The 24,836-nt window shown below is 49.8% G+C and carries 17 protein-coding genes, 7 tRNA genes, 3 rRNA genes and 1 pseudogene; 5 read left to right on the plus strand and 23 right to left on the minus strand.

All coding sequences use genetic code 11. The features are described 5' to 3' along the window. Positions 1–8: 8 nt before the first annotated feature. From NST07_RS27215 to NST07_RS27235, 5 genes are all read right to left on the minus strand, one after another. Positions 9–2,111, minus strand: a complete 2,103-nt coding sequence (locus tag NST07_RS27215; protein WP_341379600.1) for a SpoIID/LytB domain-containing protein — start codon at positions 2,109–2,111, stop codon at positions 9–11. Positions 2,112–2,155: 44 nt separating this feature from the next. After that, the gene (gene ruvB / locus NST07_RS27220) at positions 2,156–3,163 is read right to left on the minus strand and encodes a Holliday junction branch migration DNA helicase RuvB (RefSeq protein ID WP_076109170.1); all 1,008 of its coding nucleotides are present in this window, start codon (positions 3,161–3,163) and stop codon (positions 2,156–2,158) included. A 54-nt stretch (positions 3,164–3,217) separates the two neighbouring features. Then, positions 3,218–3,835, minus strand: a complete 618-nt coding sequence (gene ruvA / locus NST07_RS27225; protein WP_341095693.1) for a Holliday junction branch migration protein RuvA — start codon at positions 3,833–3,835, stop codon at positions 3,218–3,220. After that, entirely contained in the window at positions 3,832–4,335 is a 504-nt protein-coding gene (ruvC, locus tag NST07_RS27230) for a crossover junction endodeoxyribonuclease RuvC (RefSeq protein WP_038595613.1), read from the minus strand. Before ruvC ends, ruvA begins: the two co-directional genes overlap by 4 nt. A 236-nt stretch (positions 4,336–4,571) precedes the next feature. Continuing rightward, positions 4,572–5,327, minus strand: a complete 756-nt coding sequence (locus NST07_RS27235; protein ID WP_341379601.1) for a BofC C-terminal domain-containing protein — start codon at positions 5,325–5,327, stop codon at positions 4,572–4,574. A gap of 219 nt (positions 5,328–5,546) precedes the next feature. On the opposite strand from NST07_RS27235, the gene fabV reads away from it, so the two are divergent. After that, positions 5,547–6,737, plus strand: coding sequence for an enoyl-ACP reductase FabV (gene fabV, locus NST07_RS27240; protein WP_341095696.1), 1,191 nt, complete (start codon positions 5,547–5,549; stop codon positions 6,735–6,737). An 82-nt stretch (positions 6,738–6,819) separates the two neighbouring features. Here the strand turns inward: fabV and NST07_RS27245 are convergent, their stop codons facing one another. From NST07_RS27245 to NST07_RS27270, 6 genes are all read right to left on the minus strand, one after another. Beyond that, on the minus strand, positions 6,820–8,700 hold the full coding sequence (locus NST07_RS27245; RefSeq protein WP_342480535.1) for an ABC transporter permease: 1,881 nt from the start codon (positions 8,698–8,700) through the stop codon (positions 6,820–6,822). Beyond that, positions 8,672–9,439, minus strand: coding sequence for an ABC transporter ATP-binding protein (locus tag NST07_RS27250; RefSeq protein WP_341095700.1), 768 nt, complete (start codon positions 9,437–9,439; stop codon positions 8,672–8,674). The genes NST07_RS27245 and NST07_RS27250 overlap by 29 nt, the downstream gene beginning before the upstream one ends. Positions 9,440–9,547: 108 nt before the next feature. After that, positions 9,548–10,543, minus strand: a complete 996-nt coding sequence (locus tag NST07_RS27255) for a sensor histidine kinase (RefSeq protein WP_341095702.1) — start codon at positions 10,541–10,543, stop codon at positions 9,548–9,550. Then, a complete protein-coding gene (locus tag NST07_RS27260) occupies positions 10,540–11,244 on the minus strand; it encodes a response regulator transcription factor (protein ID WP_342480536.1) in 705 nt (234 codons plus the stop codon). The genes NST07_RS27255 and NST07_RS27260 overlap by 4 nt, the downstream gene beginning before the upstream one ends. Positions 11,245–11,290: 46 nt before the next feature. Further along, positions 11,291–12,715, minus strand: coding sequence for a HAMP domain-containing sensor histidine kinase (locus NST07_RS27265; RefSeq protein ID WP_342480537.1), 1,425 nt, complete (start codon positions 12,713–12,715; stop codon positions 11,291–11,293). After that, positions 12,715–13,428, minus strand: coding sequence for a response regulator transcription factor (locus NST07_RS27270; protein ID WP_342480538.1), 714 nt, complete (start codon positions 13,426–13,428; stop codon positions 12,715–12,717). The genes NST07_RS27265 and NST07_RS27270 overlap by 1 nt, the downstream gene beginning before the upstream one ends. 157 nt (positions 13,429–13,585) lie before the next feature. Between NST07_RS27270 and NST07_RS27275 the strand changes: the two genes are divergently transcribed. From NST07_RS27275 to NST07_RS27290, 4 genes and pseudogenes are all read left to right on the plus strand, one after another. Further along, positions 13,586–14,503 (plus strand): ABC transporter ATP-binding protein, encoded by a 918-nt coding sequence (locus NST07_RS27275; RefSeq protein ID WP_341380411.1) that lies wholly within the window; start codon positions 13,586–13,588, stop codon positions 14,501–14,503. Further along, positions 14,500–15,252 (plus strand): ABC transporter permease, encoded by a 753-nt coding sequence (locus NST07_RS27280; protein ID WP_341379603.1) that lies wholly within the window; start codon positions 14,500–14,502, stop codon positions 15,250–15,252. Before NST07_RS27275 ends, NST07_RS27280 begins: the two co-directional genes overlap by 4 nt. Before the next feature lie 12 nt (positions 15,253–15,264). Then, positions 15,265–15,996 carry an ABC transporter permease gene (locus tag NST07_RS27285; RefSeq protein WP_341379604.1) on the plus strand — a complete coding sequence of 244 codons (732 nt, stop codon included), beginning with the start codon at positions 15,265–15,267 and terminating at the stop codon, positions 15,994–15,996. A 15-nt stretch (positions 15,997–16,011) separates the two neighbouring features. Further along, positions 16,012–16,194: pseudogene (locus NST07_RS27290) on the plus strand (YxeA family protein); the annotation flags it as partial. Between the two features lie 163 nt (positions 16,195–16,357). Here NST07_RS27290 and NST07_RS27295 read toward each other — a convergent pair. From NST07_RS27295 to NST07_RS27350, 12 genes are all read right to left on the minus strand, one after another. Next, a tRNA-Leu gene (locus NST07_RS27295) sits at positions 16,358–16,436 on the minus strand. A gap of 25 nt (positions 16,437–16,461) precedes the next feature. After that, positions 16,462–16,538, minus strand: a tRNA-Arg gene (locus NST07_RS27300). 6 nt (positions 16,539–16,544) lie between these two features. Continuing rightward, positions 16,545–16,619: transfer RNA gene (locus NST07_RS27305), tRNA-Gly, on the minus strand. A 46-nt stretch (positions 16,620–16,665) separates the two neighbouring features. Next, positions 16,666–16,743 (minus strand) — tRNA-Asp (locus NST07_RS27310). A 6-nt stretch (positions 16,744–16,749) separates the two neighbouring features. Continuing rightward, positions 16,750–16,823, minus strand: a tRNA-Met gene (locus NST07_RS27315). 67 nt (positions 16,824–16,890) lie between these two features. Further along, positions 16,891–16,966 (minus strand) — tRNA-Val (locus NST07_RS27320). A gap of 81 nt (positions 16,967–17,047) precedes the next feature. Further along, a tRNA-Glu gene (locus NST07_RS27325) sits at positions 17,048–17,119 on the minus strand. A gap of 141 nt (positions 17,120–17,260) precedes the next feature. Further along, positions 17,261–17,701, minus strand: a complete 441-nt coding sequence (locus NST07_RS27330; protein WP_342480539.1) for a tunicamycin resistance protein — start codon at positions 17,699–17,701, stop codon at positions 17,261–17,263. A gap of 95 nt (positions 17,702–17,796) precedes the next feature. After that, positions 17,797–17,913, minus strand: a 5S ribosomal RNA gene (gene rrf / locus NST07_RS27335). 78 nt (positions 17,914–17,991) lie between these two features. Then, positions 17,992–20,919 (minus strand): 23S ribosomal RNA (locus tag NST07_RS27340). Positions 20,920–21,164: 245 nt separating this feature from the next. Next, positions 21,165–22,720 (minus strand): 16S ribosomal RNA (locus tag NST07_RS27345). Together the 16S, 23S and 5S rRNA genes form the textbook arrangement of a ribosomal RNA operon. Before the next feature lie 465 nt (positions 22,721–23,185). Further along, positions 23,186–24,727, minus strand: coding sequence for a LysM peptidoglycan-binding domain-containing protein (locus NST07_RS27350; protein ID WP_342480540.1), 1,542 nt, complete (start codon positions 24,725–24,727; stop codon positions 23,186–23,188). Positions 24,728–24,836 lie beyond the last annotated feature (109 nt).

Genomic DNA, 24,836 nt, shown 5'->3' on the forward strand with positions numbered 1-24,836 from the left:
GTCAGTCTTCATTCCTTAACTATAGTAACGTTATTAAAATAGTGTTGCAATATTTGCTTGTAATCATACCCGTTATCGGCCATACCTTTCACGCCCCACTGCGACATGCCGAGCCCATGGCCATTGCCCCAGCCGATAAAGTAAAATCCCGGGTTAGTTGTAACCACTCTTGCCGAAGAATCGGCTCCCATTACAACCGTTCCGCTGCTCTGGGCAGTAACCTTGCCGGATGCAGAAAGCACACCCGCAGACTGTGTTCCGCCAATGGTTGCGGTAGAGCCGTCAGCGCCTAATACAGTATAACTGCCGGAAGGTACAATATCAAACAAGGTACTGGGCAGTCCATTAAAGGCGGAACGGAAAAGATCCGGGTACTTAACCTGCAGAATATTACCGTTGGCTTTGACCTGTGTGACTCTTCCTGAAGGCCCGCGCTGGGTAACCTGCAGGCTGGTAATGGATGACGGCAGTGTACTGCTTGTCTTGCCGGCTAAGCTTTTGAGCAGCTCTGCCGAGGTGTACGGTCCTTTAATCCAGCTATAGCTCCCGGATTCATAGACTTGATCCAATACGACAGCATTCTCACCGGGATTCAGTTTGCCTACCGGACTTGCACTGCTGTCGATAACAGGCAGCGGCCGAATGTTCACATTACTGGTCGAAGCTGTCGCAAGGGGAAGCCCTGCCGCCGTCTTACTGCCGGTCAGTTTCATATTATCTTCACGGGCATAGCCGGAGGCACCGCTAGACAGCAGCACATAATACCACTTCTTAAATGAGGCAGCGGCCGAAGCATCCTCAGCGCTGAGCACACTGACAAAAGCAGCTCCGCCATTGCCCCAGACCTCTGACGGATCCGCTGTGCGGCCGCCGCTGTTGGAGGAGAAGACGGTTTCGACAATCTTCCCGCCACTCTTCAGCACTTCACCGGCTGTGGCATCCACCGCCTTGATAATTGTAGGTGCTTCGGCCCCGATGCCGTTATATACCTGGCTTAGTGTCGTATCAACCACATCAGCCACATCAAAACGTTTGCCCTGAAACAGCGCATAGCTGCGCGCGGCGACTGCCTGGGCCTTAAGTGCCTCTTGATTCCAGCTCGAGGAAACTTCTCCGCCGACTACAGCATACAGATATTGCTCCAGCGGAACTTCATTAATGACAGCCAGTGAACCGTTCAATCCGCTTAGCTCCAAGCTGCCGCGATACGTACGTTTGGATCTCTCCTCCAGTTGAATCCCCGATTCATTGCCTGCAGCAATAAACTTGGCACTCACTCCGGACACACTGTAATGAAACGCTTGTCCCTCCTTACTGAGGTCCAATCCTGCGTCACTGCGGATAATTAACCCGGGTGCTGAAGCAGGAGACAAGACAAGCTGGGGAAGTGCAGCCGCAACTTCGGTCTGCAGGGCGGAAAGCTCACTTTCGCCAGCAGCTTCGCCGACCCAAACCTGCGTCTTTGCACTGCCGTCCGCTCCAGCCACCATTACCTTCCAGGCATCAAAATTGGCTGCCGTCAGTGCCTGGAGAGCAGCATCTGCTTCCTCAGTGGAAGCGAACTCTCCGGCAGACAAGTGTTTAATGCCCTTTACTGCTGACGTTTGGCCCGCCGGGATGGACAGTCCCGCTTTCCCTACGCGGGTAAGACCTTCTTTGGCAGCATTTTCACTGGCGTACGGACCTGTGTACAGCTGGTATGCATTAACCCCATTCCGCGAGGTTACCAGCAACTGCGGCTTATCGGATGTAGACTGCAGCTTCTTGGCGGCATCGGCAGCTGCCTGCCAGGTGTCAGTTTCCATAACCTTAACCTTGTAGCTATCCAGACTTACGCGTATTTTGCTGTTGGCCGGAACCGGCAGCAATGAGGCTGCCCCACTCTGGCCGGAGAGAAAATTGAAGTCCTTAGCAGACTGCAGCGTCACGTATGGTACGGTTAATTTATATTTGCTGCCGATATCAGCATATATCGCAACCCGGATGTTTGCACTGGATTCAGCATGGATATCACCTGCAGGAACCAGGAAGCTGCCCGCAATCAGTGTTGCCGCCAGCAATCCCCGGCCCAGCAGTCCCATTCCTGTCCCTTTGCGCCTCGCATGATTCATCGTGAAGCCTCCTAAAAGTTTGTTGTGGGCCTAGCATTTCAACTTTAATGCTGCTCCGGAGGAAGCGGAAGACCCAGGTGATGATAAGCCGCCGGGGTTACCATTCGTCCCCGGGGAGTGCGCTGCAGGAAACCGATCTGCAGCAGATAAGGTTCATACACATCTTCAATAGTCTGGCTCTCTTCGCCTATCGTGGCGGCAATCGTATCCAGCCCGACAGGACCGCCGCGAAAGGCGGTGATCATCGAGTGCAGCATCTTATGGTCTATGCTGTCCAGCCCGCGCGGATCGACCTGCAGCATCTTCAGCGATTCACCCGCAATATCGGGGGTGATGATTCCGTCACCGCGCACCTGGGCGAAATCGCGGACCCGCTTCAGCAAGCGGTTGGCAATCCGCGGTGTTCCCCGGGCACGCAGGGCAATCTCTTCAGCGGCATCGCCCAGGATCTCAATGCCAAGCAGTTCGGCATTGCGGGAGACGATGAAGCTAAGCTCATCAATCGTATAATATTCCAAACGGCTGACCACCCCGAAGCGGTCACGCAGCGGCGCCGACAGCAACCCGGCCCGCGTGGTGGCTCCGATCAGTGTAAAGGGCGGCAGATCCAGCCGCACCGAACGGGCGCTAGGCCCTTTGCCGATCATGATATCGAGTGCGAAATCCTCCATCGCCGGATACATGACTTCTTCCACAGTCCGGTGGAGGCGATGAATTTCGTCGATAAACAGCACGTCGCCTTCCTGCAGGTTGGTCAACAGCGCTGCCAGATCCCCGGGCCGCTCAATAGCCGGCCCGGACGTCGTCCGCAGATTCACACCAAGCTCGTTGGCGATAATGTTCGCGAGCGTGGTTTTGCCAAGACCCGGAGGCCCGTACAACAACACATGATCCAGTGCCTCACTGCGCATTTTGGCTGCTTCAATATATATTTTCAGGTTCTCTTTCACCTGTGTCTGTCCGATATATTCGCCCAGATAACGGGGACGCAGACTTAATTCCACCGCCTGCTCGTCCATCATCAGATTCGCCGATATAATCCGGTCATCCATCTATTTCCTCACTCCGTTCTTCAAGGCTGTCCCTTTAGGCAGCTGCGTTATGGCTTATTTGGCGATATACAGCAGCCCCAGCGCCTTCTTCATCAGCACATCAACAGTCCCTGTATCTGTGCCTTCTTTCTTCATCGTCAGCCATACCCGGTCCAGCTCTGCTTCGGTATAACCGAGCGCTTTCAGACCGTCTCTGGCTTCCTGCCACGGCAGGGCGGCATTCTGCTCTTCCATCGGTACCGCAAATAACCCGGTCTGCATAGAGGCGGCGCTCAAACCATCCAGTTTGTCCCGCAGATCCAGAATCATCCGCTGCGCCGTCTTCTTGCCAATACCCGGCAGCTTGGTTAGGAAAGTGATATTCTCCTGATAAATCGCTGAGATCAGTTGGTCCGGTGTGCCGCCGGTCAGAATCCCCAGCGCTACGCGCGGTCCGATGCCGGACACCTCAATCAGCTTGCGGAACAGCTTCTGTTCTTCCCTTGTCGGGAATCCGAACAACAGTGTGGCATCCTCCCGTGTCTGATAATGGATGTAGATGGTCACGGGTCCTTCCGACTTGGCGAACGCATAAGGATTCGGGCAGAACACCCGGTATCCTACACCCTGGACATCCAGCACCACATATTCCGACTCCAAATGTACTACCGGTCCTCTTAAGTAATCTATCATTTTCGCAATACCTCATTTAATTTGGAATTAAGACTCACCGAATGGGCGTGGCAAACAGCCACTGCCAGCGCATCGGCCACATCGTCGGGCTTAGGAACAGCGGACAGCTTCAGCAGCAGCTTCACCATTTCCTGTACCTGCTTCTTCTCAGCCTTGCCATAACCGACCACAGCCTGCTTCACCATCATCGGTGTATATTCGGCGACGGGAAGCCCGCGCTGCACGGCAGCCAGAATCAGCACACCCCGTGCCTGGGCCACCGGGAGCGCAGTTGTCACATTGCGGGCGAAGAACAGCTTTTCCACTGCCACTGCGTCCGGCTTATATTTATCTATCAGCTGCACCATGCCCTCATAGACATGCAGCAGCCGTTCTTCCTCAGGCGTATGCGCCTCGGTCTGAATACTGCCATATTGAACCGGCGTCAATTTATTTCCTTCCTTATCTACGAAGCCAAAGCCGACAATCGCCAGCCCCGGGTCTATTCCTAAGATGCGCAAGCCCAATCTCTCCTTCTAACAGGCAGGATATTCCACCGTATTCATCCATTGCCCGCTCTTAAAGCGAACATATGTATTCCTTCTACCCATTATAGCAAAAATCCCTCTAGCAGAGAAAAAAATTTGCCTCCTCTCCAGAAATACTACAACATATAAATGTTGCCTCATTTGTAACCCTCATGCCAAAAAGCCCCCGATCATAAGATCAGGGGCCTTCCAGTACTATTCTCTGCTGCTTATTCCGACTGCATTGCCTGCTCCGCAGAATCGCGTGCATAATCGCTGAATGTCGACAACACGCTGTTGTATTCCTCAATGTCCTGCACCCGTATTCCTTCATGCAGCTGTTTCATAATCCCTTCCGGGAGCGAAGACTTCATGGAGCCTATGTCCATCTGAAAAAAAGTCTTCAGCACTTTTTCCGCTGCCGGCGGACCTTTGAACAGGCTTAAGTTCCCCTGTGCGTCTACACCGATATACGCATCCTTTTTGGTCAGCGGTGAAAGATCATTTACTCGATGCTCCAGCCACAAGTCGCCTTCCTCGCTAATCCAGCCGTTCCAGCCCGGATGTTTCTCTATCAGCACTTTAAGCTGGCCCGGATTCCGCTCTCCTGAAAGGGTCTGTACTTCTACGCCCGTCACATAGACCGTCTTCAAATGTACCTTTCTGCTGACAGCGTCTTGGCTAACCGCTTCCAGCAGCTGTTTGCTCTCTACAGCGGCACTGCCGTCTTCCCCGCTGTTTCCGATATTATTAGAAACGGCCGCCACCGCGGCCACGCTGTCACCCAGCCCTCCGGTCTGCTCCGGGCTGTAGGTTTCGCCTAACGACTCCACCGGTATCGCCCAGTCTGAATTGCTTAACAATCCGCTGATCTCCTCCGGAACCTGCATGCCGCGCCAGGCCACTACCGTCAAAGCGATACAGGCCGCTCCCACCCAAGGAGCCTTTTTCCAACGTCTCCACCGCCGCCACAGTTGTTCTTTCAAACGAAAAGCATTCATGTTAATCCCTTCATTCTGCTTTTTCCCTATTGTGACCTGTGAAGGAAGCAATTATGCGCTTTAGAGGAAAAATTGATCTTCAACGCTTCCCGCTGTCCTGCAGCAAAATAATTTAATTTCAAAACTTATCTTTCTAAGCTATCATTTGCTATACTCTATATTAGCGGAAATTAAGTTAAAAACTAAACAAAGGGGATTTCCTTGATGATTATTCAGCCCAAAACCCGCGGCTTTATTTGCACCACTGCCCATCCTGAGGGATGCGCCAAGCAAGTGGAGCAGCAAATTGACTATGTAAAAGCACAGAAGAAACTGAATGGACCGGTTAATGTTCTCGTGATCGGCGCTTCTACCGGATACGGTCTGGCATCGCGGATTACCGCCGCTTTTGGTGCAGGCGCGAATACGATTGGCGTGTTTTTTGACAAGCCTGCTGAGGGTGCCCGCACCGCCTCTGCCGGCTGGTATAACTCCGCAGCACTTGAGCAGCAGGCGGCGAAGCTTGGCCTCAAATCACACAGCATCGTCGGCGATGCTTTCTCTGATGCGATAAAAGCAAAAACGATCGAGCTCATTAAAGCCGAATACGGCACAGTGGATCTCGTGATCTACAGTGTAGCTTCCCCCCGCCGCACTCATCCGGTAACGGGAGAAACCTTCTCATCTGTAATTAAACCCGTTGGCAGCGCGTATACGAACAAAACGATGAACTTCCACTCCGGTGAAGTCTCTACCGTCAGCATTGAGCCAGCGACAGACGATGAGGTCCGCCAGACCATAGCCGTCATGGGCGGTGAAGACTGGGGCATGTGGATCGACCAGCTTCAGGAAGCAGGCGTTCTTGCAGATGGGGCTACTACCGTTGCCTATTCATATATCGGGCCGGAAGTTACCCACCCGATCTATAAGGACGGAACGATCGGCCAAGCCAAAAATGATCTCGAAAAAACTGCAATTTCTTTAAATGACCAGCTTAAGCCACAAGGCGGTCGTGCCTTTGTCTCCGTCAACAAAGCTCTGGTTACTCAGTCAAGCTCAGCTATTCCTGTGGTACCGCTCTATATTTCAGCACTATACAGAGTGATGAAGGATAAAGAGCTGCATGAGAACTGCATCCAGCAGATGTACCGTTTGTTTGCTGAGCATTTATACAACGGCGGCGAGGCTGCTGCTGATGGCAGCCACCTGATCCGGATCGACAATTGGGAAATGCGTGAGGATATTCAGACTGAAGTGATGCGCCGCTGGACCGAGCTGGAAACGGATAATGTCCCTGAGCTTGCCGACCTTGCCGGATATCAGGAAGACTTTTTCAATCTGTTCGGCTTCCGCACAGAAGGTGTGGATTACGAAGCTGACAGTGAGCCTGCAGTGGATATTCCCAACTTGGTATAAGTTGTATTTAGCGTTTATAAATAGCAAAGAAGCCGTTCCCTCACAGGAGCGGCTTCTTTGTGTGCATTTACAGGCATAAGCTTTATCCGGCCAGTGCCGATTTAATCTGTCTGGTGTAGAACAGACGGACAACACAAAAGTAAACGAGCTGAATGATAAAGAACAGGCTGAGTACAAGAACGGATTCTTTATACATTGAATAATTGAACATGTGGGACAGAGTGGTAAGCGCCACTGCTCCATGCACCAGTGCGACAACGATAGGAGCGAAGAACAGCAGACTGATTTGGCGGTTCAGTATCTTGCCCAGCTCTCTTTCGCTCAGTCCCAGCTTGGAAATGGCCTTGAACTTTTGTTTATCTTCATCCAGGTCACTGTATAGCCGGAAATAAAGAAAGCTGCCGGCAGAGACAAAAAACACAATTCCGATAAAGAAACCGATGAACATCAGTGGCCCAAAGCTTTCATTAATCCGGTTTGTCTGAAATTCAAGTGCATAAAATTCATAATTTTCGTCATACGGAAGCTTGTTGGTCAGCTTTCCGCCCGCAGCCACCGCTCCCTGCTGTTTAATCGGTCCGTGCCAGGCATAATAATGACTCTCTTTATCCGGCTGGGCCAGCTTTGTAAACAGCTCATCAGGAACAACGTAATAGCCGCTCATGCCCCGTATCGCCGGGGACACAACCGCCTGTGCTGCTTCGATAACTATCCCGGACTGTAGCTTTACAGGCAGGTGAAGCATCTTTTCACCTTTCCGCGACAGCCCAAAATCAACGATGGCCGCCTTCCCGTCAGAAAGCTTTATAGGTTTGATCCCAAGCAGCTCCGCAAGCTGGTTATACTCAGCTTGCTTCACTAGAGTAAGTGTTTGATTGCCTTCAGCAGTATAATAATTGAGCTCAAGCAAAGTCTTTTCAGCAGTAACCCTGGATTCACTTAAGCTCTGATCAATCAGTTGTACATGGGCTTGTTCCTTACTGTCGCTATCCGCGGCCAGATATGTGAACAGATAAGGATTTTCCTTCGTCATTGCCCCATTAAGCATGGATTGAAATCCGTACAATGCGCCTATCGCACTAAAGGAAACTGTAGAGATGATGGCGACCAGAAAAAAGGAGCGTGCATTATCCTTCATCCGGTAGGAGAGATCGGAGAACAGCAGCATATTGGTCTTAAACCAGAAAAAACGCTCCTTTCGCTTCAGCTTCCGGATCAGATATACACTGAGCTGTGTGAACAGCAGATACGTTCCAATAGTTACCATAATTACTACAGGCGGAAGCAAGAACACAACATCCAAGCCGCTTGCCCGTAAAGAAAGGAAATAGCTGGTCCCTAGCAATGCCACCACAAGCAGTGACAGCAGCAGTGAAGCCTTCGGCTCCCGCTTGGGCTGACGATCCGCCTTGATAAGTGTGATCAGCTTACCGCTCCGCAGCACCACTGAAATAAACAGGGAGATCAGGATGAACAGCAGCATGAATGAAGCCAGCGTGAGGAAGATCGCCTTGAACGGAAAATAGAATTGCAGCTGCTCATTGAGCGCAAGCGCCTGCTCTCCGGCAAGTAAAATCCCCTTCGCAAACACAATTCCCAGACCGATACCACTAATAGTTGCTCCGAACCCGATAATCATATTCTCCAGAAAAATCATCGTCCGCAGCTGGCGGGTGGTCATACCTTGCATCATCATTAATCCGAATTCCCTTTTCCGTGATTGCAGAAATGCGCTCATCGAGTAAAGCACGAAAAAAAAGGAAAACACATAGATAATCCATTTCGACACCGAAAGGGCAACCACCGCACTCGACTGCATACGATCTCCGCTGAGCATCGGATGATAGGCAAAGATGGAAAAGGTAAAAAACACCATTACAGTAAACATACTGCTCAAGAAATAGGCGGTGTAGAGCCGTTTATTCCGGCTGACGTTACGGAATGCGAATTGACGGAACGTCATTTCCATATCCCCCCAGCAGCGAAAGTGTATCAATGATTTTCTGGAAAAAGCTTTGGCGGTTGTCCCCACGGTGGATCTCCGTATAAAATCTGCCATCCTTAATGAACACTACCCGATGGCAATAGCTGGCGGCTACAGCATCATGGGTAACAAGCATCATGGTCGTTTTCTGTTCCCGGTTGATGGTTTCCAGCATATCCATGACATCCTTTGCCGCTTTGGAATCCAGATTACCGGTGGGTTCATCTGCCAGCAGCAGCTTGGGTGAATGAATCATAGCTCTGGCGATTGCAGTCCGCTGGGCCTGCCCCCCGGAGATTTCATAGGTACGTTTTTTCATGATGGCGGTAATTCCCAGCTTATCGGCAATCGTTTGTGCCTTTTGCTTCATTTCGCTGATCTGGGTTCCATCCAGTGTCAGCGGCAGCACAATATTCTCCTCCACGGTCAGGGTATTCAGCAGATTGAAGTCCTGAAAAACAAATCCTAGCTGCCGGCGGCGAAATACCGCCAAATCGTTTTTGCTCAGCTTTCCTATATCCTTGTTGTCGATGATAATTTCCCCTGTGGTTGGGCCGTCGACTGTGGCAATCATATTAAGAAGAGTTGTTTTCCCGCTTCCGGAAGGACCCATAATCCCGACGAATTCTCCAGCGTCGATAGTTAGATCAATGTCAGTCAAAGCCCGGTAGGCCACATTTCCTTCATATATTTTACTAACCTGTCTTACCTCCAGCATAATGCTTCTATCTCCTCTCCTGCGTTAAATCCTTCTATAAACCACTATACCGGAGACACAGAACATCAACTATCGATTTAGGTTTCACTTTTATTACACGGATGTAAGCTAATGATTAGCTGCAAATACAATGCGCACCACTGTCCCTACGCCAACCTCCGACTCCAGCTCAAGCCGGTGCCCGAGACGGTCGGCAGACTCTTTCGTCAAATACAGTCCCATCCCCGTAGATTCACGCAGCCCCCGCCCGTTGTCGCCAGTAAAAAAAGGATCAAAGACCCGTTTGAGATCAGACGCCTGGATCCCTATCCCCTGATCTCTGACCTCAATGATGGGTTCAGCGTTCCGTAAGTAGCAGGAAACGACAATTCTTTTATCCTCTGTATCTTTGGCCGCTGAATATTTGATGGCATTGTTAATGATTTGGGACAGCATGAAGAACAGCCATTTCTCATCGCTCTGGGCAGTAATCCCGGGATCCGCAGCCGGAACCTCGGGAAATATCCGGTTGCGGATGAACTGGCGTTTGTGGTCATGCACAACCTCGTTCACGAGCTGCGGCAGAACGACAGGTTTGATGTGAAAATCCTTTTCAAAGGCACGGAGCCTGGCCATGTACAGCACCGTATGCAGGCCGCTGCGCATCCGCTCCAGCTCCTCACGGATGCTGGCAAACTCAGGCTCATCCATATTCTGAACCGTGAGCTCAATGACCGACAGCGGCGTTTTCATTTGATGAACCCATTGATCAATAAAGGTTAAGTGCTGCTCCTGCTGCTTTTTCACCGCTATGAGCTGCTGCATAGAATGGCGGTACTGAGCATGCAGCAATTCTTCAAGCGCTTTGGAGACAGGTGTGTTATCAATCTTTTGATAAGATTCGTCCAGCGTTTCCAGTGGCCGGCTCAGGCGAAGATAGTAGCGGCGCCGGGTAAGATAATGACGAACCAAATAACAGCCAAGGAAGAAAAAACCTATGAAGGCAGCATATAGAGCAGTCGAAAGATGGTTATAGCCATCGAGCCAGTAAATGGATAGTATTGCAGCAAATTGAACAATTTGAACGGCAATCAATAAAGTATGCTCCCGGATAAACAGCTTCATTGGCTGTCCTCTGTCCAGGTGATGTTCAACTTATAGCCTGATCCCCTGACCGTAAGCACAGCTTCTTCGATGCCAAGCTCCTGGAACTTCTTCCGGACCCGTGTAATATTTACGTTGAGCGTATTTTCATCCACAAAAGCTTGCGGATCCCATAGCTTCTCCAGCAAAGCCTCCCTGCTGGCCACCCTTGGGTAGCGCTCCATGAGGCTCTCTATAATATCCGATTCTTTTTTAGTCAAGATCACCATGGATTGTCCCAGCTGCAGCTCAAGCCTTTCAGGATAGAGAGTAAGCCTCTCCAGCTCTATCACCGGCTCCTCGCGTCTCGCCGCATACTCCCCGTAAGCACGGCGGAGATGGCTGTGAATCTTGGCCAGAACAACCCCTGAATGAAATGGCTTGGTGATATAGTCATCCCCGCCATTCTCAAGTGCCATAATCTGATCCATTTCACCTTCACGGGCCGAAATAAACAGTACCGGGCAGGTGGAAATCCGGCGGATTTGCCGGCACCAGTAATAACCGTCGTAACTCGGAAGATTCACGTCAAGCAGCACCAGCTCCGGCTTAACCTGCTGGAATTCCTCCAACACCTGTTGAAAGTCCTTCACCCGCACCACATCATAACCGTACTTTAAAATAGCAGACAACAGAAGATCCGCAATTTTGGGATCATCCTCCACAATCATAATTTTGAACATATTCATGGCACTCCTTATGGATTCATCAAAGTTAATATTAAACAGCTCAAAGCGCCGTCTCCGGCATCGGGTTCCCCGTCTTTTCAAGGACAATATGCGCCCGCAATCTCAATGTTGCTTTTAACCCCTGGCCTTTGTCACTTTCTAGAATAAGCATGCCTTGGTGGGCCTGTGCGATTCGTGCAACCATCGGAAGTCCCAATCCATGACCTTGACGAACAGGGCAGATCCGTCCAGCCGTATAGGGCAAAACAACAACTTCTGATAAATGCTCCTTAGGAATGCCCGTCCCGTTATCCGCAACAACAAATTGATAGAAGGCACCCTCAGAAGAACTTGACGTCTCTAGTATAATCCGGCAGCCTTCCGGGTTATGCCGTACGCTGTTATGAACCAGATTGCTTACCGCACGATACAGCAATCTCTCATCGCCCATAATTCTCAAGCTCTCATCACTGATCTTGATTGTAATGGGATAGCGCTCATCCAGACCGTTATTCAAAAACTCGGAAGCTACCTGTCTTGCCAGAACTGAGAGCCGGATCTGTTTTAGATGCAGCGGCTGCATTTCGTATTCTAGCATGGATACCAGATTCAGGTCATTCACCAAAGATCGCAGAATCTCTCCCTGCCGCCGGATAATGGCCGCATGCTGTTTTTGTTCAGTTGTCAGTCCGGGTTGCTCTTCCAGTTCACTTGCATAGCCCAGAATCATAGAAAGCGGCGTACGGATATCATGTGAAATACCTGCGATCCAATTGGAGCGTGCTCCATCTCTGGCCTTAAGCGCGTCATTTTTATTCTGCAGCATGTCCGATGTTGAATTTATGCTTTCCGACAGGTCACGGAAAATGCCACCCTTGTCCACATGGACCGGTTTCTCCTTCGCCAGGGCATGAATCCCCTCAATCAGTGGCCGGATGCTGCGGATTAAGCGGTTCCCCATGAATAAGGATAACAGTAAAGCCAGAGCTATATTGGCCGCGAAGACCAGCACAATTCGTATAGGCAGTGACTTGAGCCAATCCACTAAAAATTCAAGCGGGTATTTTACATACGTATTCTTCGGATACCCTAAGACAAGCAGCCCCTCTTTATGTTCCCAGACATACACAGGATACTCCTTGAGATAAAAGCGTGAAAATTTAGCCACATCAATAAGAGTATAGGCACGCGGAATTTCTTCAGGCAACTTCTCACTCCACCTTACCTCCCCTTTCTCATCCAGCAGCATAACCCATGCTTGATCCTGTTTCAGGAGATTCGCCGATTGGGCATCTAAAGTATATTTTCCGTTCCCCCCCGTAAGTCCTTCAGCAATCTGCTGTACAACGGTCTCCGGAGAAGGCCTTTTATGCACTTCCTTGAATACCAGAGAGCCCAGCATAATGAAGTTGAACAGAAGCAGCAGGACAGAAACCAGAATCGTCGCTACAACAAATTTCCGTAAAATCCGGATAACCCCATCCATTACCGGTCCCCCTGTACAAGCAGCTTATAACCGAGTCCTCGTACCGTAAGCAAATGCATGGGCTTGGATGGTTCCTCTTCTATTTTTTCCCGGATTCTCCGCACATGTACCATTAATGTATTCTCATAGCCGAAGCTGTCATCTCCCCATACCGCCTGACATAAGGCGTCACTTGTTACGATTCTTCCTTGGTTCTCATACAGTTTAATCAGTATTGCGTGTTCTTTGGCTGTCAGAGGAAACTCGGTACCCTCTCTACGCACAACAGCGCTTTCCAAATCTATCGTCTGTCTGCCCAGTCGGAAGACAGGGAGCCTCTCGGGAGCATTGAAGGCATATGCCCGCTTTAAAATAGCCATCAGCCGTAAAATCAATTCTCTCGGCAGAAAAGGCTTGACGATATAATCATCCGCGCCCAGCCCAAGACCAAGCAACCGGTCCTCATCCTCTCCACGCGCGGAGAGAAACAGCACCGGCATGTCCGAAAATGTTCGGATTGCGGAAAGAAGAGAAAATCCATCTCCGTCAGGCAGCATAACATCCAGAATGGCCGCATCCGGCTTTTCCATCCTGCAGATCCTCAACGCATCAGCATAATTACCGGCTATGAAAATACGAAAAAAACCTTCTTTACGTAAAAACATCTCTATCATTTCAAGGATTTTTGGTTCGTCATCCACGATCAGTACTTTTTTATTTTTTATGATATCCAATTCGCATCACCCTGTTTAGTATACCTGATCTAGCCGGAAACTCGATATTTTCTATTCTCATTTAAGGTAACTGTAAGGTTATCTTCAGCCGGAAGCAAGAAGACCTCTCTATATTAATTACTGAAGAACAATTATAGAAATGGAGTTGAGAGGCTTGATAAATTCGTCCCCTATCGTGCAGACGCATAATCTTTCCAAATCTTATGACGGTATACACCGGGTACATCAAATTAGTCTGATTGTTGAGAAAGGTGAGATTTATGGATTTCTAGGTCCTAACGGAGCGGGGAAAACCACTACTTTAAAAATGCTGCTGGGTCTTATCAAACCTACGGAAGGAACGATCAAGATTTTCGGCAAGGACTTGGAGAACAGCCGGGCATCTATCCTTAACCAAACGGGTTCACTGATTGAATCCCCGTCCTACTATGGACACCTCACCGGATTAGAAAACATGCGGGTGATGCAGCGTCTGAGGAACGTGCCCAACAAAAATATAGATGAAGTTCTGAAGATCGTGCGTCTTGAAAATCAAAAACACAAACAAGCCAGCCAATATTCGCTGGGTATGAAGCAGCGTCTAGGGATTGCCATGGCTCTGCTTGCCTTTCCGAGTCTGCTGATCCTCGATGAACCTACAAATGGACTGGATCCTGCGGGGATCGGTGAAATCCGGGAACTGATTAAATCCCTGCCCGGGCAATATGGAATAACCATTCTACTCTCAAGCCACTTGCTGTCGGAGATCGAGCAAATTGCGAGTTCCGTTGGAATTATCAGTGAAGGCAAGCTTTTGTTCCAGGGAACGATGGAAGATCTTCGAAAGAATAACGAGGCAACGATACACATCCAGACAAATGATAACGCCAAAGCCGAAAAAATACTGCTTGCGCATGAATATATGCCTAGATTTCAGGAAAAGCATCTCATGTTCGAATACTTGGATGATGGAGAGGTGTCCCGGATCAATCGGATTCTGGTCGAAAGCAACCTTTCTGTTTCAAGAATTCAGGAACATCAAAAAAGTCTGGAGGATATATTTCTTGATCTTACCGGAAAGGAGCGGAGTCTGTGATAAAGGCCTTAGCTTTGGAGTATTTTAAAATCCGCCGTAAAAAAGTATGGGTGATGCTGACCTTGTTTCTCGTTGCGGAATTGGTGTGGGCTTCGCTGTCTATGAGCATCTCGATCTCCCGCAGTCCGGAAAACGCCTCTTGGGAAGCGCTGATTTTCACCCTATCTTCTATGAATGGACTTTTTCTGCCCATTATATCAGCAATTATCGTTTCCAGGATTTGCGATATGGAACATAAGGGAAGCACCTGGAAAATGCTTATGACAACCTCTATAGGCCGCAATCATGTCTATGCAGCCAAGTACATGTGTGCCAGCAGCTTGGCTTTGTACGGCATCGTCATCCAGGCGGGATTCATCATCGGCTTCGGATCCCTCAACAACTTTGAAGGGCCGCTGCCGGTGTCTCTGCTTTTGCAATTCATTGCCGGCACGCTGCTCACCAATTTGGCAATCACCTCCATGCAGCAATGGTTGTCACTGGCCGTAAAAAATCAGGCCTTTGCCTTGAGTCTGGGGATGCTGGGCGGTTTTCTCGGCACAACCCTAACTCTGTTTCCTGCCTCCCTTCGTCATTTCTTCATCTGGTCCTATTATATGGATTTGAGCCCGGTCACGTATATTTATAGCGCCTCTTCCGGCACTTATTTAAGCGGAACGATGCGCCCTGGCCTGCTGCTTGCAGTCTTATTCATGGCACTTGTTTTTTATATTTGCGGCAATTTTCATATTTCAAGACAGGATGTCTAAGGAGATAACAAGATGCTCAGAAGCGTTTCAACAGAATGGCTTAAGCTTCGTCATTCCCGGATCGGCCTTGTGCTGGCCATCCTGCCCGTCATGAGTCTGGTGATCGGATGTTTTAACTTTTATTTTAATCAAGCAGCCTTGCAAAATGGATGGTACAGCTTGTGGACACAGGTAAGTTTATTTTACGGAGAATTTTTCCTGCCGATACTCATTGCGATCTGTTGTGCATTCGTATGCAGGCTAGAACATAACAACCGGAACTGGAATCTGATTCTAGCCTCCCCCGTATCTGTTTCTAGCGTATTTATGGCCAAGCTTATTATCATAAGCTTACTAATCTTCATAGTGCAGACGTTATTCATGGTGATGTACTGGTCAGCTGGTCAGCTGTTTTCCATTTCTGGAGCCTTTCCAACTGAAACATTAGTCTGGGGCTTTCGCGGATGGCTTTCCTCGGTGGCTATTGCCGCTTTGCAATTAGGTTTTTCCATACGTATACGCAGCTTCGCCGCCCCGATCGGAATCAGTCTCTGTGCAGTCTTCCTTGGTCTGGCCATGTATGTGGCGAAAATCGGTATGTTGTTCCCCTACTCCCTGTTGACCATCGGTATGAGTGTGCTGAGCCAGCGGGATTTGACACCTGCAGAGAACCTATCCTTTTTCTTCATGAATGTTACGTTTATTGCGTTGTTTGCGGCGTGGTCAGTTCATCGGCTGAAGCATAAAGATATGGCTGTGTCCTGATACAGCAGATACAATTATGAACTTACCGGATACACAGCTCAGGGGAACACCAAGAAATTAAGCTTCACTGCCAGCAAACAGCTTCAGAAGAATGCGAGTTTGAAGCTGTTTGCGACCTTTCTGCGCGGTGTAACACATTGGGAAGAAATATCGCCAGAAGAGCTTCCTGAGCAAGTAAAGCAGCTTATTGTAAAATAACAGTTAGCCGTTAACGCGGAGCTTATAGGCCGATTATCGGCTCTCGGCATAACACCGCAAGCCGAAGTGTGCTCTTGGCAAGCTATGAATCATTTCTTGCTAAAATATAAAATACAGGCTTACAAAATCGCCCTAAAGCAATTCTATAAGCCTGTATTGGATATACCGGCGAGAGGACTCGAACCTCCACGGTTTCCCACTCGATTTTGAGTCGAGCGCGTCTGCCATTCCGCCACGCCGGCGTATATTTAATTATTAGAGTAAAAATGGCGCGCCCTGAGAGATTCGAACTCCCGGCCTTTTGATTCGTAGTCAAACGCTCTATCCAGCTGAGCTAAGGGCGCATATTATGGAGCGGACGACGGGAATCGAACCCGCGACCCTCGCCTTGGCAAGGCGATGCTCTACCGCTGAGCCACGTCCGCACACAGTATGTATGATATTGCTGAGATTCTAACCCGGTGCCATAAATGGCGGAACCGACGGGATTCGAACCCGCGATCTCCTGCGTGACAGGCAGGCATGTTAGGCCAACTACACCACGGTTCCAAATAATTGCGGGGGCAGGATTTGAACCTGCGGCCTTCGGGTTATGAGCCCGACGAGCTACCGGGCTGCTCCACCCCGCGTCAGTAAAAAGTGTTTATTTCTTTGATCTTCCCAGAAGCAAAAGATTCTGCTATTTAGGGAATCCTCTGGTGGAGGCTGAGGGGTTCGAACCCCCGACCCTCTGCTTGTAAGGCAGATGCTCTCCCAGCTGAGCTAAGCCTCCAATGAAAGAAGCAACTTAATGATCTTAACACATTCTTCTGATAAAAGCAATCTTTATCAGCGGAATTCGATAAAAAGTTGATGACCCGTATGGGATTCGAACCCATGTTACCTCCGTGAAAGGGAGGTGTCTTAACCCCTTGACCAACGGGCCACAATAAAGTTGCCTTTTGTGACAACAAAAAATATTATATCAATTATAAGATTATATAGCAATAGTTTATAAGGATTTTATAATTTATTTTCTTTCAGTAAGATCTTCAAGCTAGCTAATCTGCAATAATTAGAGCTGAAATTAAGCGGGTAACAGGGTGATACCCAGCTGCAACGCTATAGCCTCTACTACCTCATCAACTGTCAACTGGTCATTATTCAGGTGGCATTGAAATATCTCCTGTGCAAGGCCCTTGAGACATCGCTCAATCTGTTGGGCGGGCCAAGAGTTATTAGAGTCCCCCCGGCTATTCAATCTTCTAAGCAGTGTCTCCTGGGAAGCACATAAGGTGAAATGATGAACCTCTACGCCTTCTTGCATTAGTCTGCCAACAATCTCCATAAAGTAGCCGGAATCCGTAATGGTCATAGGTACAATAATAGTTCCACTGTACTGAGATTCTATGTATTTTAGCATGGAATAGTTTATTTCGCGCCAAAGAGGATGATCCTGAAAATCATCTTGGGATATCTCGTGCGGAGTGTTATCTCGGATGTAATATCCATTAATCCAGATGATCATTAAAAGTCTCCCCTTGAGTTCTTTCCATCCCTAGTATTGGCGAAGCGTAGCATAAACAAAAGACCACTGCTGATTAAATCAACAGTGGTCTCTGTGCTTGGCGGCGTCCTACTCTCCCAGGACCCTTCGGTCCAAGTACCATCGGCGCTGGAGGGCTTAACGGTCGTGTTCGGGATGGGTACGCGTGGAACCCCTCCGCTATCGCCACCAAACGGGCATTTACAGCGTAAATGCTTCAGGAACCTTAATTCCTGAAAACTGAATCCGAAACGAATCTGCGTCTTAATTTGTTGGATAAGCCCTCGACCGATTAGTATTGGTCAGCTCCATGCATTGCTGCACTTCCACCTCCAACCTATCTACCTCGTCGTCTTCAAGGGGTCTTACTGATTGGGAAATCTCATCTTGAGGGGGGCTTCACGCTTAGATGCTTTCAGCGCTTATCCCGTCCGTACGTAGCTACTCAGCCATGCTCCTGGCGGAACAACTGATGCACCAGCGGTACGTCCATCCCGGTCCTCTCGTACTAAGGACAGCTCCTCTCAAATTTCCTGCGCCCACGACAGATAGGGACCGAACTGTCTCACGACGTTCTGAACCCAGCTCGCGTACCGCTTTAATGGGCGAACAGCCCAACCCTTGGGACCTACTTCAGCCCCAGGATGCGATGAGCCGACATCGAGGTGCCAAACCTCCCCGTCGATGTGGACTCTTGGGGGAGATAAGCCTGTTATCCCCAGGGTAGCTTTTATCCGTTGAGCGATGGCCCTTCCATGCGGTACCACCGGATCACTAAGTCCGACTTTCGTCCCTGCTCGACTTGTAGGTCTCGCAGTCAAGCTCCCTTATGCCTTTGCACTCTTCGAATGATTTCCAACCATTCTGAGGGAACCTTTGAACGCCTCCGTTACTCTTTAGGAGGCGACCGCCCCAGTCAAACTGCCCGCCTGACACGGTCCCCGTACCCGATTAGGGCACCAGGTTAGAACCTAGATACGATCAGGGTGGTATCCCAACGGCGCCTCCGCAGAAGCTTGCGCTCCTGCCTCTACGGCTCCCACCTATCCTGTACAGATCGTACCCAAATTCAATATCAAGCTGCAGTAAAGCTCCATGGGGTCTTTCCGTCTTGTCGCGGGTAACCTGCATCTTCACAGGTATTAAAATTTCACCGGATCTCTCGTTGAGACAGCGCCCAAGTCGTTACGCCATTCGTGCGGGTCAGAATTTACCTGACAAGGAATTTCGCTACCTTAGGACCGTTATAGTTACGGCCGCCGTTTACTGGGGCTTCGGTTCACAGCTTCGGATTGCTCCTAACCGCTCCCCTTAACCTTCCAGCACCGGGCAGGCGTCAGCCCGTATACTTCGCCTTGCGGCTTCGCACAGACCTGTGTTTTTGCTAAACAGTCGCTTGGGCCTTTTCACTGCGGCCCCCTCGGGCTATTCACCCTACCGAGGCACCCCTTCTCCCGAAGTTACGGGGTCATTTTGCCGAGTTCCTTAACGAGAGTTCTTCCGCGCGCCTTAGAATTCTCTTCTCGCCTACCTGTGTCGGTTTGCGGTACGGGCACCTTCTCCTGGCTAGAGGCTTTTCTTGGCAGTGTGAGATCATGACCTTCGCTACTATAATTTTCGCTCCCCATCACAGCCCAGCCTTAACGGTGTGCGGATTTGCCTACACACCAGCCTCACTGCTTAGACGGACATCCATCAGTCCGCGTCACTACCCTCCTGCGTCACCCCATCGCTCATAGCGGATTACGGTGGTACAGTAATTTCAAACTGTTGTCCTTCGACTACGCCTTTCGGCCTCGCCTTAGGTCCCGACTTACCCTGAGCGGACGAGCCTTCCTCAGGAAACCTTGGGCTTTCGGCGGATCAGATTCTCACTGATCTTTTCGTTACTCATACCGGCATTCTCACTTGTATGCTGTCCAGCGCTCCTTACGGTACACCTTCAACCCACATACAACGCTCCCCTACCCCAGATGCAAAGCATCTAGCCATAGCTTCGGTGGTGTGTTTAGCCCCGTTACATTTTCGGCGCAGAGTCACTCGACCAGTGAGCTATTACGCACTCTTTCAATGGTGGCTGCTTCTAAGCCAACATCCTGGTTGTCTGTGCAACTCCACATCCTTTCCCACTTAACACACACTTGGGGACCTTAGCTGATGGTCTGGGCTGTTTCCCTTTTGACAATGGATCTTAGCACTCACTGTCTGACTCCCGGCAAGAAGTTAATGGCATTCGGAGTTTGACTGAGCTTGGTAACCCTTGCGGGCCCCGCACCCAATCAGTGCTCTACCTCCACCACTCCATTCACCGAGGCTAGCCCTAAAGCTATTTCGGGGAGAACCAGCTATCTCCGAGTTCGATTGGAATTTCTCCGCTACCCCCACCTCATCCCCGCATTTTTCAACATACGTGGGTTCGGGCCTCCAGTGCGTGTTACCGCACCTTCACCCTGGACAGGGGTAGATCACACGGTTTCGGGTCTACGTCCACATACTTAAGTCGCCCTATTCAGACTCGCTTTCGCTGCGGCTCCGGCTTCTCACCTTAACCTTGCATGTTAAACGTAACTCGCCGGTTCATTCTACAAAAGGCACGCCATCACCCCTAGATCGGGCTCTGACTTTTTGTAAGCACACGGTTTCAGGTTCTATTTCACTCCCCTTCCGGGGTGCTTTTCACCTTTCCCTCACGGTACTGTTTCACTATCGGTCGCCAGGTAGTATTTAGCCTTAGCAGATGGTCCTGCTGGATTCATACGGGGTTTCACGTGCCCCGCACTACTCGGGATCCGTCTCGGAGAGAACACAGTTTAGGCTACAGGGCTTTTACCTCTATCGCGGGCCTTTCCAGACCTCTTCGCCTACCATATTCCTTTGTAACTCCATGTGAGACGTCCCACAACCCCAAGGGGCTTGCCCCTTGGTTTAGGCTGTTCCGCGTTCGCTCGCCGCTACTGACGGAATCACTATTGTTTTCTCTTCCTCAGGGTACTTAGATGTTTCAGTTCCCCTGGTCTGCCTCTATCTCTCCTATGTATTCAGAGAGAAGTAACTGCGAATTACCACAGCTGGGTTTCCCCATTCGGACACCCCCGGATCAAAGCTTGCTTACAGCTCCCCGAGGCAGTTTCGTTGTTCGCCACGTCCTTCGTCGGCTCCTGGCGCCTAGGCATCCTCCGTGTGCTCTTATTAGCTTAACCAATGCGTTTTCCCAGAGGGAAAATCGCTAGCATCGCTATAATTAAAACTTGTTTACACAAGTTTCAGCTAAAAGATGTTCTAAAACGCAAATTCGTTTCGGTATCCAGTTTTCAAGGATCAAGGTACTACTTGAGAGCTTAAACTCTCAAAACTGACCAACGAGTGAGTAACAGGCCTAAACCTGAGTTTTGGAAGCTAAGCTTCCGATTTGAATGTTTCCGTTGCAGGAAACGATTCTCCATAGAAAGGAGGTGATCCAGCCGCACCTTCCGATACGGCTACCTTGTTACGACTTCACCCCAATCATCTACCCCACCTTCGGCGGCTGGCTCCCTTGCGGGTTACCCCACCGACTTCGGGTGTTGTAAACTCTCGTGGTGTGACGGGCGGTGTGTACAAGACCCGGGAACGTATTCACCGCGGCATGCTGATCCGCGATTACTAGCAATTCCGACTTCATGCAGGCGAGTTGCAGCCTGCAATCCGAACTGAGACCGGCTTTGCTGGGATTGGCTCCACCTCGCGGCTTCGCTTCCCGTTGTACCGGCCATTGTAGTACGTGTGTAGCCCAGGTCATAAGGGGCATGATGATTTGACGTCATCCCCACCTTCCTCCGGTTTGTCACCGGCAGTCACTCTAGAGTGCCCAGCCTTACCTGCTGGCAACTAAAGTCAAGGGTTGCGCTCGTTGCGGGACTTAACCCAACATCTCACGACACGAGCTGACGACAACCATGCACCACCTGTCTCCTCTGTCCCGAAGGCCGCCACTATCTCTAGTGGATTCAGAGGGATGTCAAGACCTGGTAAGGTTCTTCGCGTTGCTTCGAATTAAACCACATACTCCACTGCTTGTGCGGGTCCCCGTCAATTCCTTTGAGTTTCAGTCTTGCGACCGTACTCCCCAGGCGGAGTGCTTACTGTGTTAACTTCGGCACCAAGGGTATCGAAACCCCTAACACCTAGCACTCATCGTTTACGGCGTGGACTACCAGGGTATCTAATCCTGTTTGCTCCCCACGCTTTCGCGCCTCAGCGTCAGTTACAGCCCAGAAAGTCGCCTTCGCCACTGGTGTTCCTCCACATATCTACGCATTTCACCGCTACACGTGGAATTCCACTTTCCTCTTCTGTACTCAAGCCACCCAGTTTCCAGTGCGACCTCAGGTTGAGCCCAAGGTTTAAACACCAGACTTAAATAGCCGCCTGCGCGCGCTTTACGCCCAATAATTCCGGACAACGCTTGCCCCCTACGTATTACCGCGGCTGCTGGCACGTAGTTAGCCGGGGCTTTCTTCTCAGGTACCGTCACTCCGGTAGCAGTTACTCTACCGGACGTTCTTCCCTGGCAACAGAGCTTTACGATCCGAAAACCTTCATCACTCACGCGGCGTTGCTCCGTCAGGCTTTCGCCCATTGCGGAAGATTCCCTACTGCTGCCTCCCGTAGGAGTCTGGGCCGTGTCTCAGTCCCAGTGTGGCCGTTCACCCTCTCAGGTCGGCTACGCATCGTCGCCTTGGTGGGCCGTTACCCCACCAACTAGCTAATGCGCCGCAGGCCCATCTCCTTGTAGCAGATTGCTCCGCCTTTCATCCTCCGTCCATGTGAACAAAGGAATTATCCGGTATTAGCTACCGTTTCCGGTAGTTATCCCAGTCAAAGAGGTAGGTTGCCTACGTGTTACTCACCCGTCCGCCGCTAAGTTATTCCGGAGCAAGCTCCTTCATAACTCCGCTCGACTTGCATGTATTAGGCACGCCGCCAGCGTTCGTCCTGAGCCAGGATCAAACTCTCCAAATTGGTATTTAGAAAGAGCGATTGCTCAATTTGAAACATCTGACGAGAATTTACATTCTCTAATTTTTGGATCTCACTTACGTGATTTCCATACTCACTCGTTGTTCAGTTTTCAAAGATCAAGCTCGTTGTCAGCGTCGATCATCTCGTCACCAGCAACTCTTATAATATATCATGTTTTCCGATTCAATGCAACACTTATTTTTCATCATGTTAGCAATATCAATCGTTCAACACGTTCCAATCATTCAAGCGTTCCTTCCGCTTGCGACTGGATTTATAATATAACATGTAACCTCTAACAAAAACAACCCACAGGATTTACCATTTTGCTTTTAGTACTATTAGTATCGTTAGCTACACAATGCATGACACTCTTCCTAATGATAACTAAGTAAACACCAGAGGGCCTGCATCTTAAGATGCAGGCCCTCTGGTGCAGTACGCAAATTTCAATTCAAGCCCAATTTAATTTGATATCCATGGATTTTTACTTTTCTTTGAAGTCCCCGTGCGGTCTGCATGCTTCGAACGTTGTTTAGGTGCAGTTTTATTTGATTTGTCAGCAGCTAGACCTGAGGTTTTAACTTTAGGTGTACCCGCTTTTCCCGAGCTGGCTTTGTTCTTAACTGCGGTTCCTGCGCTGACGGCTTCTGCTGCTTGAGGAACATCCTGCGCAATAACCTCCGGCTCAAGAATTTCTGGCACACGGTTGTGATGAGCATAATTCTCCATCCCCGGATACATCGGATATCCAGGAATCCCATGTATTCCTAATAGTGCAACAGCGGCCTCATTCGGCATGGAGAAGGGTCCAGCTCCGTAAGGAGAAACCGCACCGGGCTGTGGCATATAGGGTGACATATTAGTATATGCAGGCTGCTCATAAGTATAGGGCTGAATCGGCATTCCTCCACCACAGGCGCAGGTTGGCCACGGGAGGTTCATGGACTGACCACCGTACTGCGGAACTGCGTAAGCAGAATAATCAACAGGAGGATTATTCTCAGCCATAGCCGCATTTGCATACTCGGGAGCTGCATTTGGATACCAAGCATTGGAATAGTCAGTAGCGGGATATTCGTTTCCCGTATAGGCATACGGAGAACCACAGTCCGGCATATACGAAGTCGGCTGCATATAATTCGGGGCCACATTTATACCCATCACTGGCATAGGTTGCTCATAATACGGATATGCCGGCGGGCAATCGAAATAATATGGATTTTCGTTTAATCCGGGATAACCTGCTGTTTTTTCGCATGGTCCGTCCTTATGGTCAGGCCAGGTTGCCGGCTGTACCTCGGATTTCTCCTTTTCTTTGGGCATCTCATAGGTTATAGCTTCTTGCGCAGGTACAGAAATTTGCACAAACAGACTTTGTGTTTCATGTACTACTTCCTGAACGGGAGCTACTTCAGGCGCTTTATTCGGAAGAGGTGCGGCAACCTGGACAGGAGCCGGTGCGGGATTCGGAGCCGGGGTTGAGACAGGGGAAACTGCCTGAACGGGCTCTTCCTTTGGTCCGGTATAGGTTTTTCCGCCAACCTTTGTTTTGTCTACCACCTCAGGCGATACAGCAAGCGGTTGAACCGGAGTTACATTCGCATTTGCATTGGCATTGGTATTGGATTGCATAGGTTGCACGGATTGAGCCTGAATTGGAGTCGGCTCATTCGCCTTTTTGGGAATATTGACAACTTCACCGGTCATGAGCGCATTAGGATTCTTGAGATGCGGATTGGCGTCAATGATCTCTTTCAAGGTAATTCCCCATGCTTTGGATAATTTCCACAACGTATCACCTTGTTTAACAGTGTGCTTGTAGTAAAGCTCATTGTTTTCCGGAACAAGCATCGGAGCCGCAGGGATTTTAACTTTATCCCCAATAGCAAGCACTTCAGGATTACTGATCTGCGGGTTAGCCTCAATGATCTTTTGGAGCGTTACTCCGTACTTTTGTGATAATGCATACAGCGTATCGCCTTTTTTTACAATGTGTATTTTCACGCAGCATTTACCTCCTATAAATTTTGTGAGCTTATGCATCTCAGATCAGCACAAATACAGTCCTGACTTAGACGGCATATGCCAAAGTGTTGTGAAGCGATGCATTTAT

This window comes from Paenibacillus sp. FSL L8-0340 (assembly GCF_038593145.1).
Classification (GTDB): Bacteria; Bacillota; Bacilli; order Paenibacillales; family Paenibacillaceae; genus Paenibacillus_AQ.

What these genes read in the sequence shown, in the direction of transcription:
- fabV (WP_341095696.1), top strand. Translation starts at nt 5,547, where the DNA reads ATGATTATTCAGCCCAAAACCCGCGGCTTTATTTGCACCACTGCCCAT.
- ruvB (WP_076109170.1), bottom strand. Translation starts at nt 3,163, where the DNA reads ATGGATGACCGGATTATATCGGCGAATCTGATGATGGACGAGCAGGCG.
- NST07_RS27215 (WP_341379600.1), bottom strand. Translation starts at nt 2,111, where the DNA reads ATGAATCATGCGAGGCGCAAAGGGACAGGAATGGGACTGCTGGGCCGG.
- NST07_RS27245 (WP_342480535.1), bottom strand. Translation starts at nt 8,700, where the DNA reads ATGACGTTCCGTCAATTCGCATTCCGTAACGTCAGCCGGAATAAACGG.
- NST07_RS27330 (WP_342480539.1), bottom strand. Translation starts at nt 17,701, where the DNA reads ATGATCATCTGGATTAATGGATATTACATCCGAGATAACACTCCGCAC.
- NST07_RS27255 (WP_341095702.1), bottom strand. Translation starts at nt 10,543, where the DNA reads ATGAAGCTGTTTATCCGGGAGCATACTTTATTGATTGCCGTTCAAATT.
- NST07_RS27285 (WP_341379604.1), top strand. Translation starts at nt 15,265, where the DNA reads ATGCTCAGAAGCGTTTCAACAGAATGGCTTAAGCTTCGTCATTCCCGG.
- NST07_RS27250 (WP_341095700.1), bottom strand. Translation starts at nt 9,439, where the DNA reads ATGCTGGAGGTAAGACAGGTTAGTAAAATATATGAAGGAAATGTGGCC.
- NST07_RS27260 (WP_342480536.1), bottom strand. Translation starts at nt 11,244, where the DNA reads ATGTTCAAAATTATGATTGTGGAGGATGATCCCAAAATTGCGGATCTT.
- NST07_RS27265 (WP_342480537.1), bottom strand. Translation starts at nt 12,715, where the DNA reads ATGGATGGGGTTATCCGGATTTTACGGAAATTTGTTGTAGCGACGATT.
- ruvA (WP_341095693.1), bottom strand. Translation starts at nt 3,835, where the DNA reads ATGATAGATTACTTAAGAGGACCGGTAGTACATTTGGAGTCGGAATAT.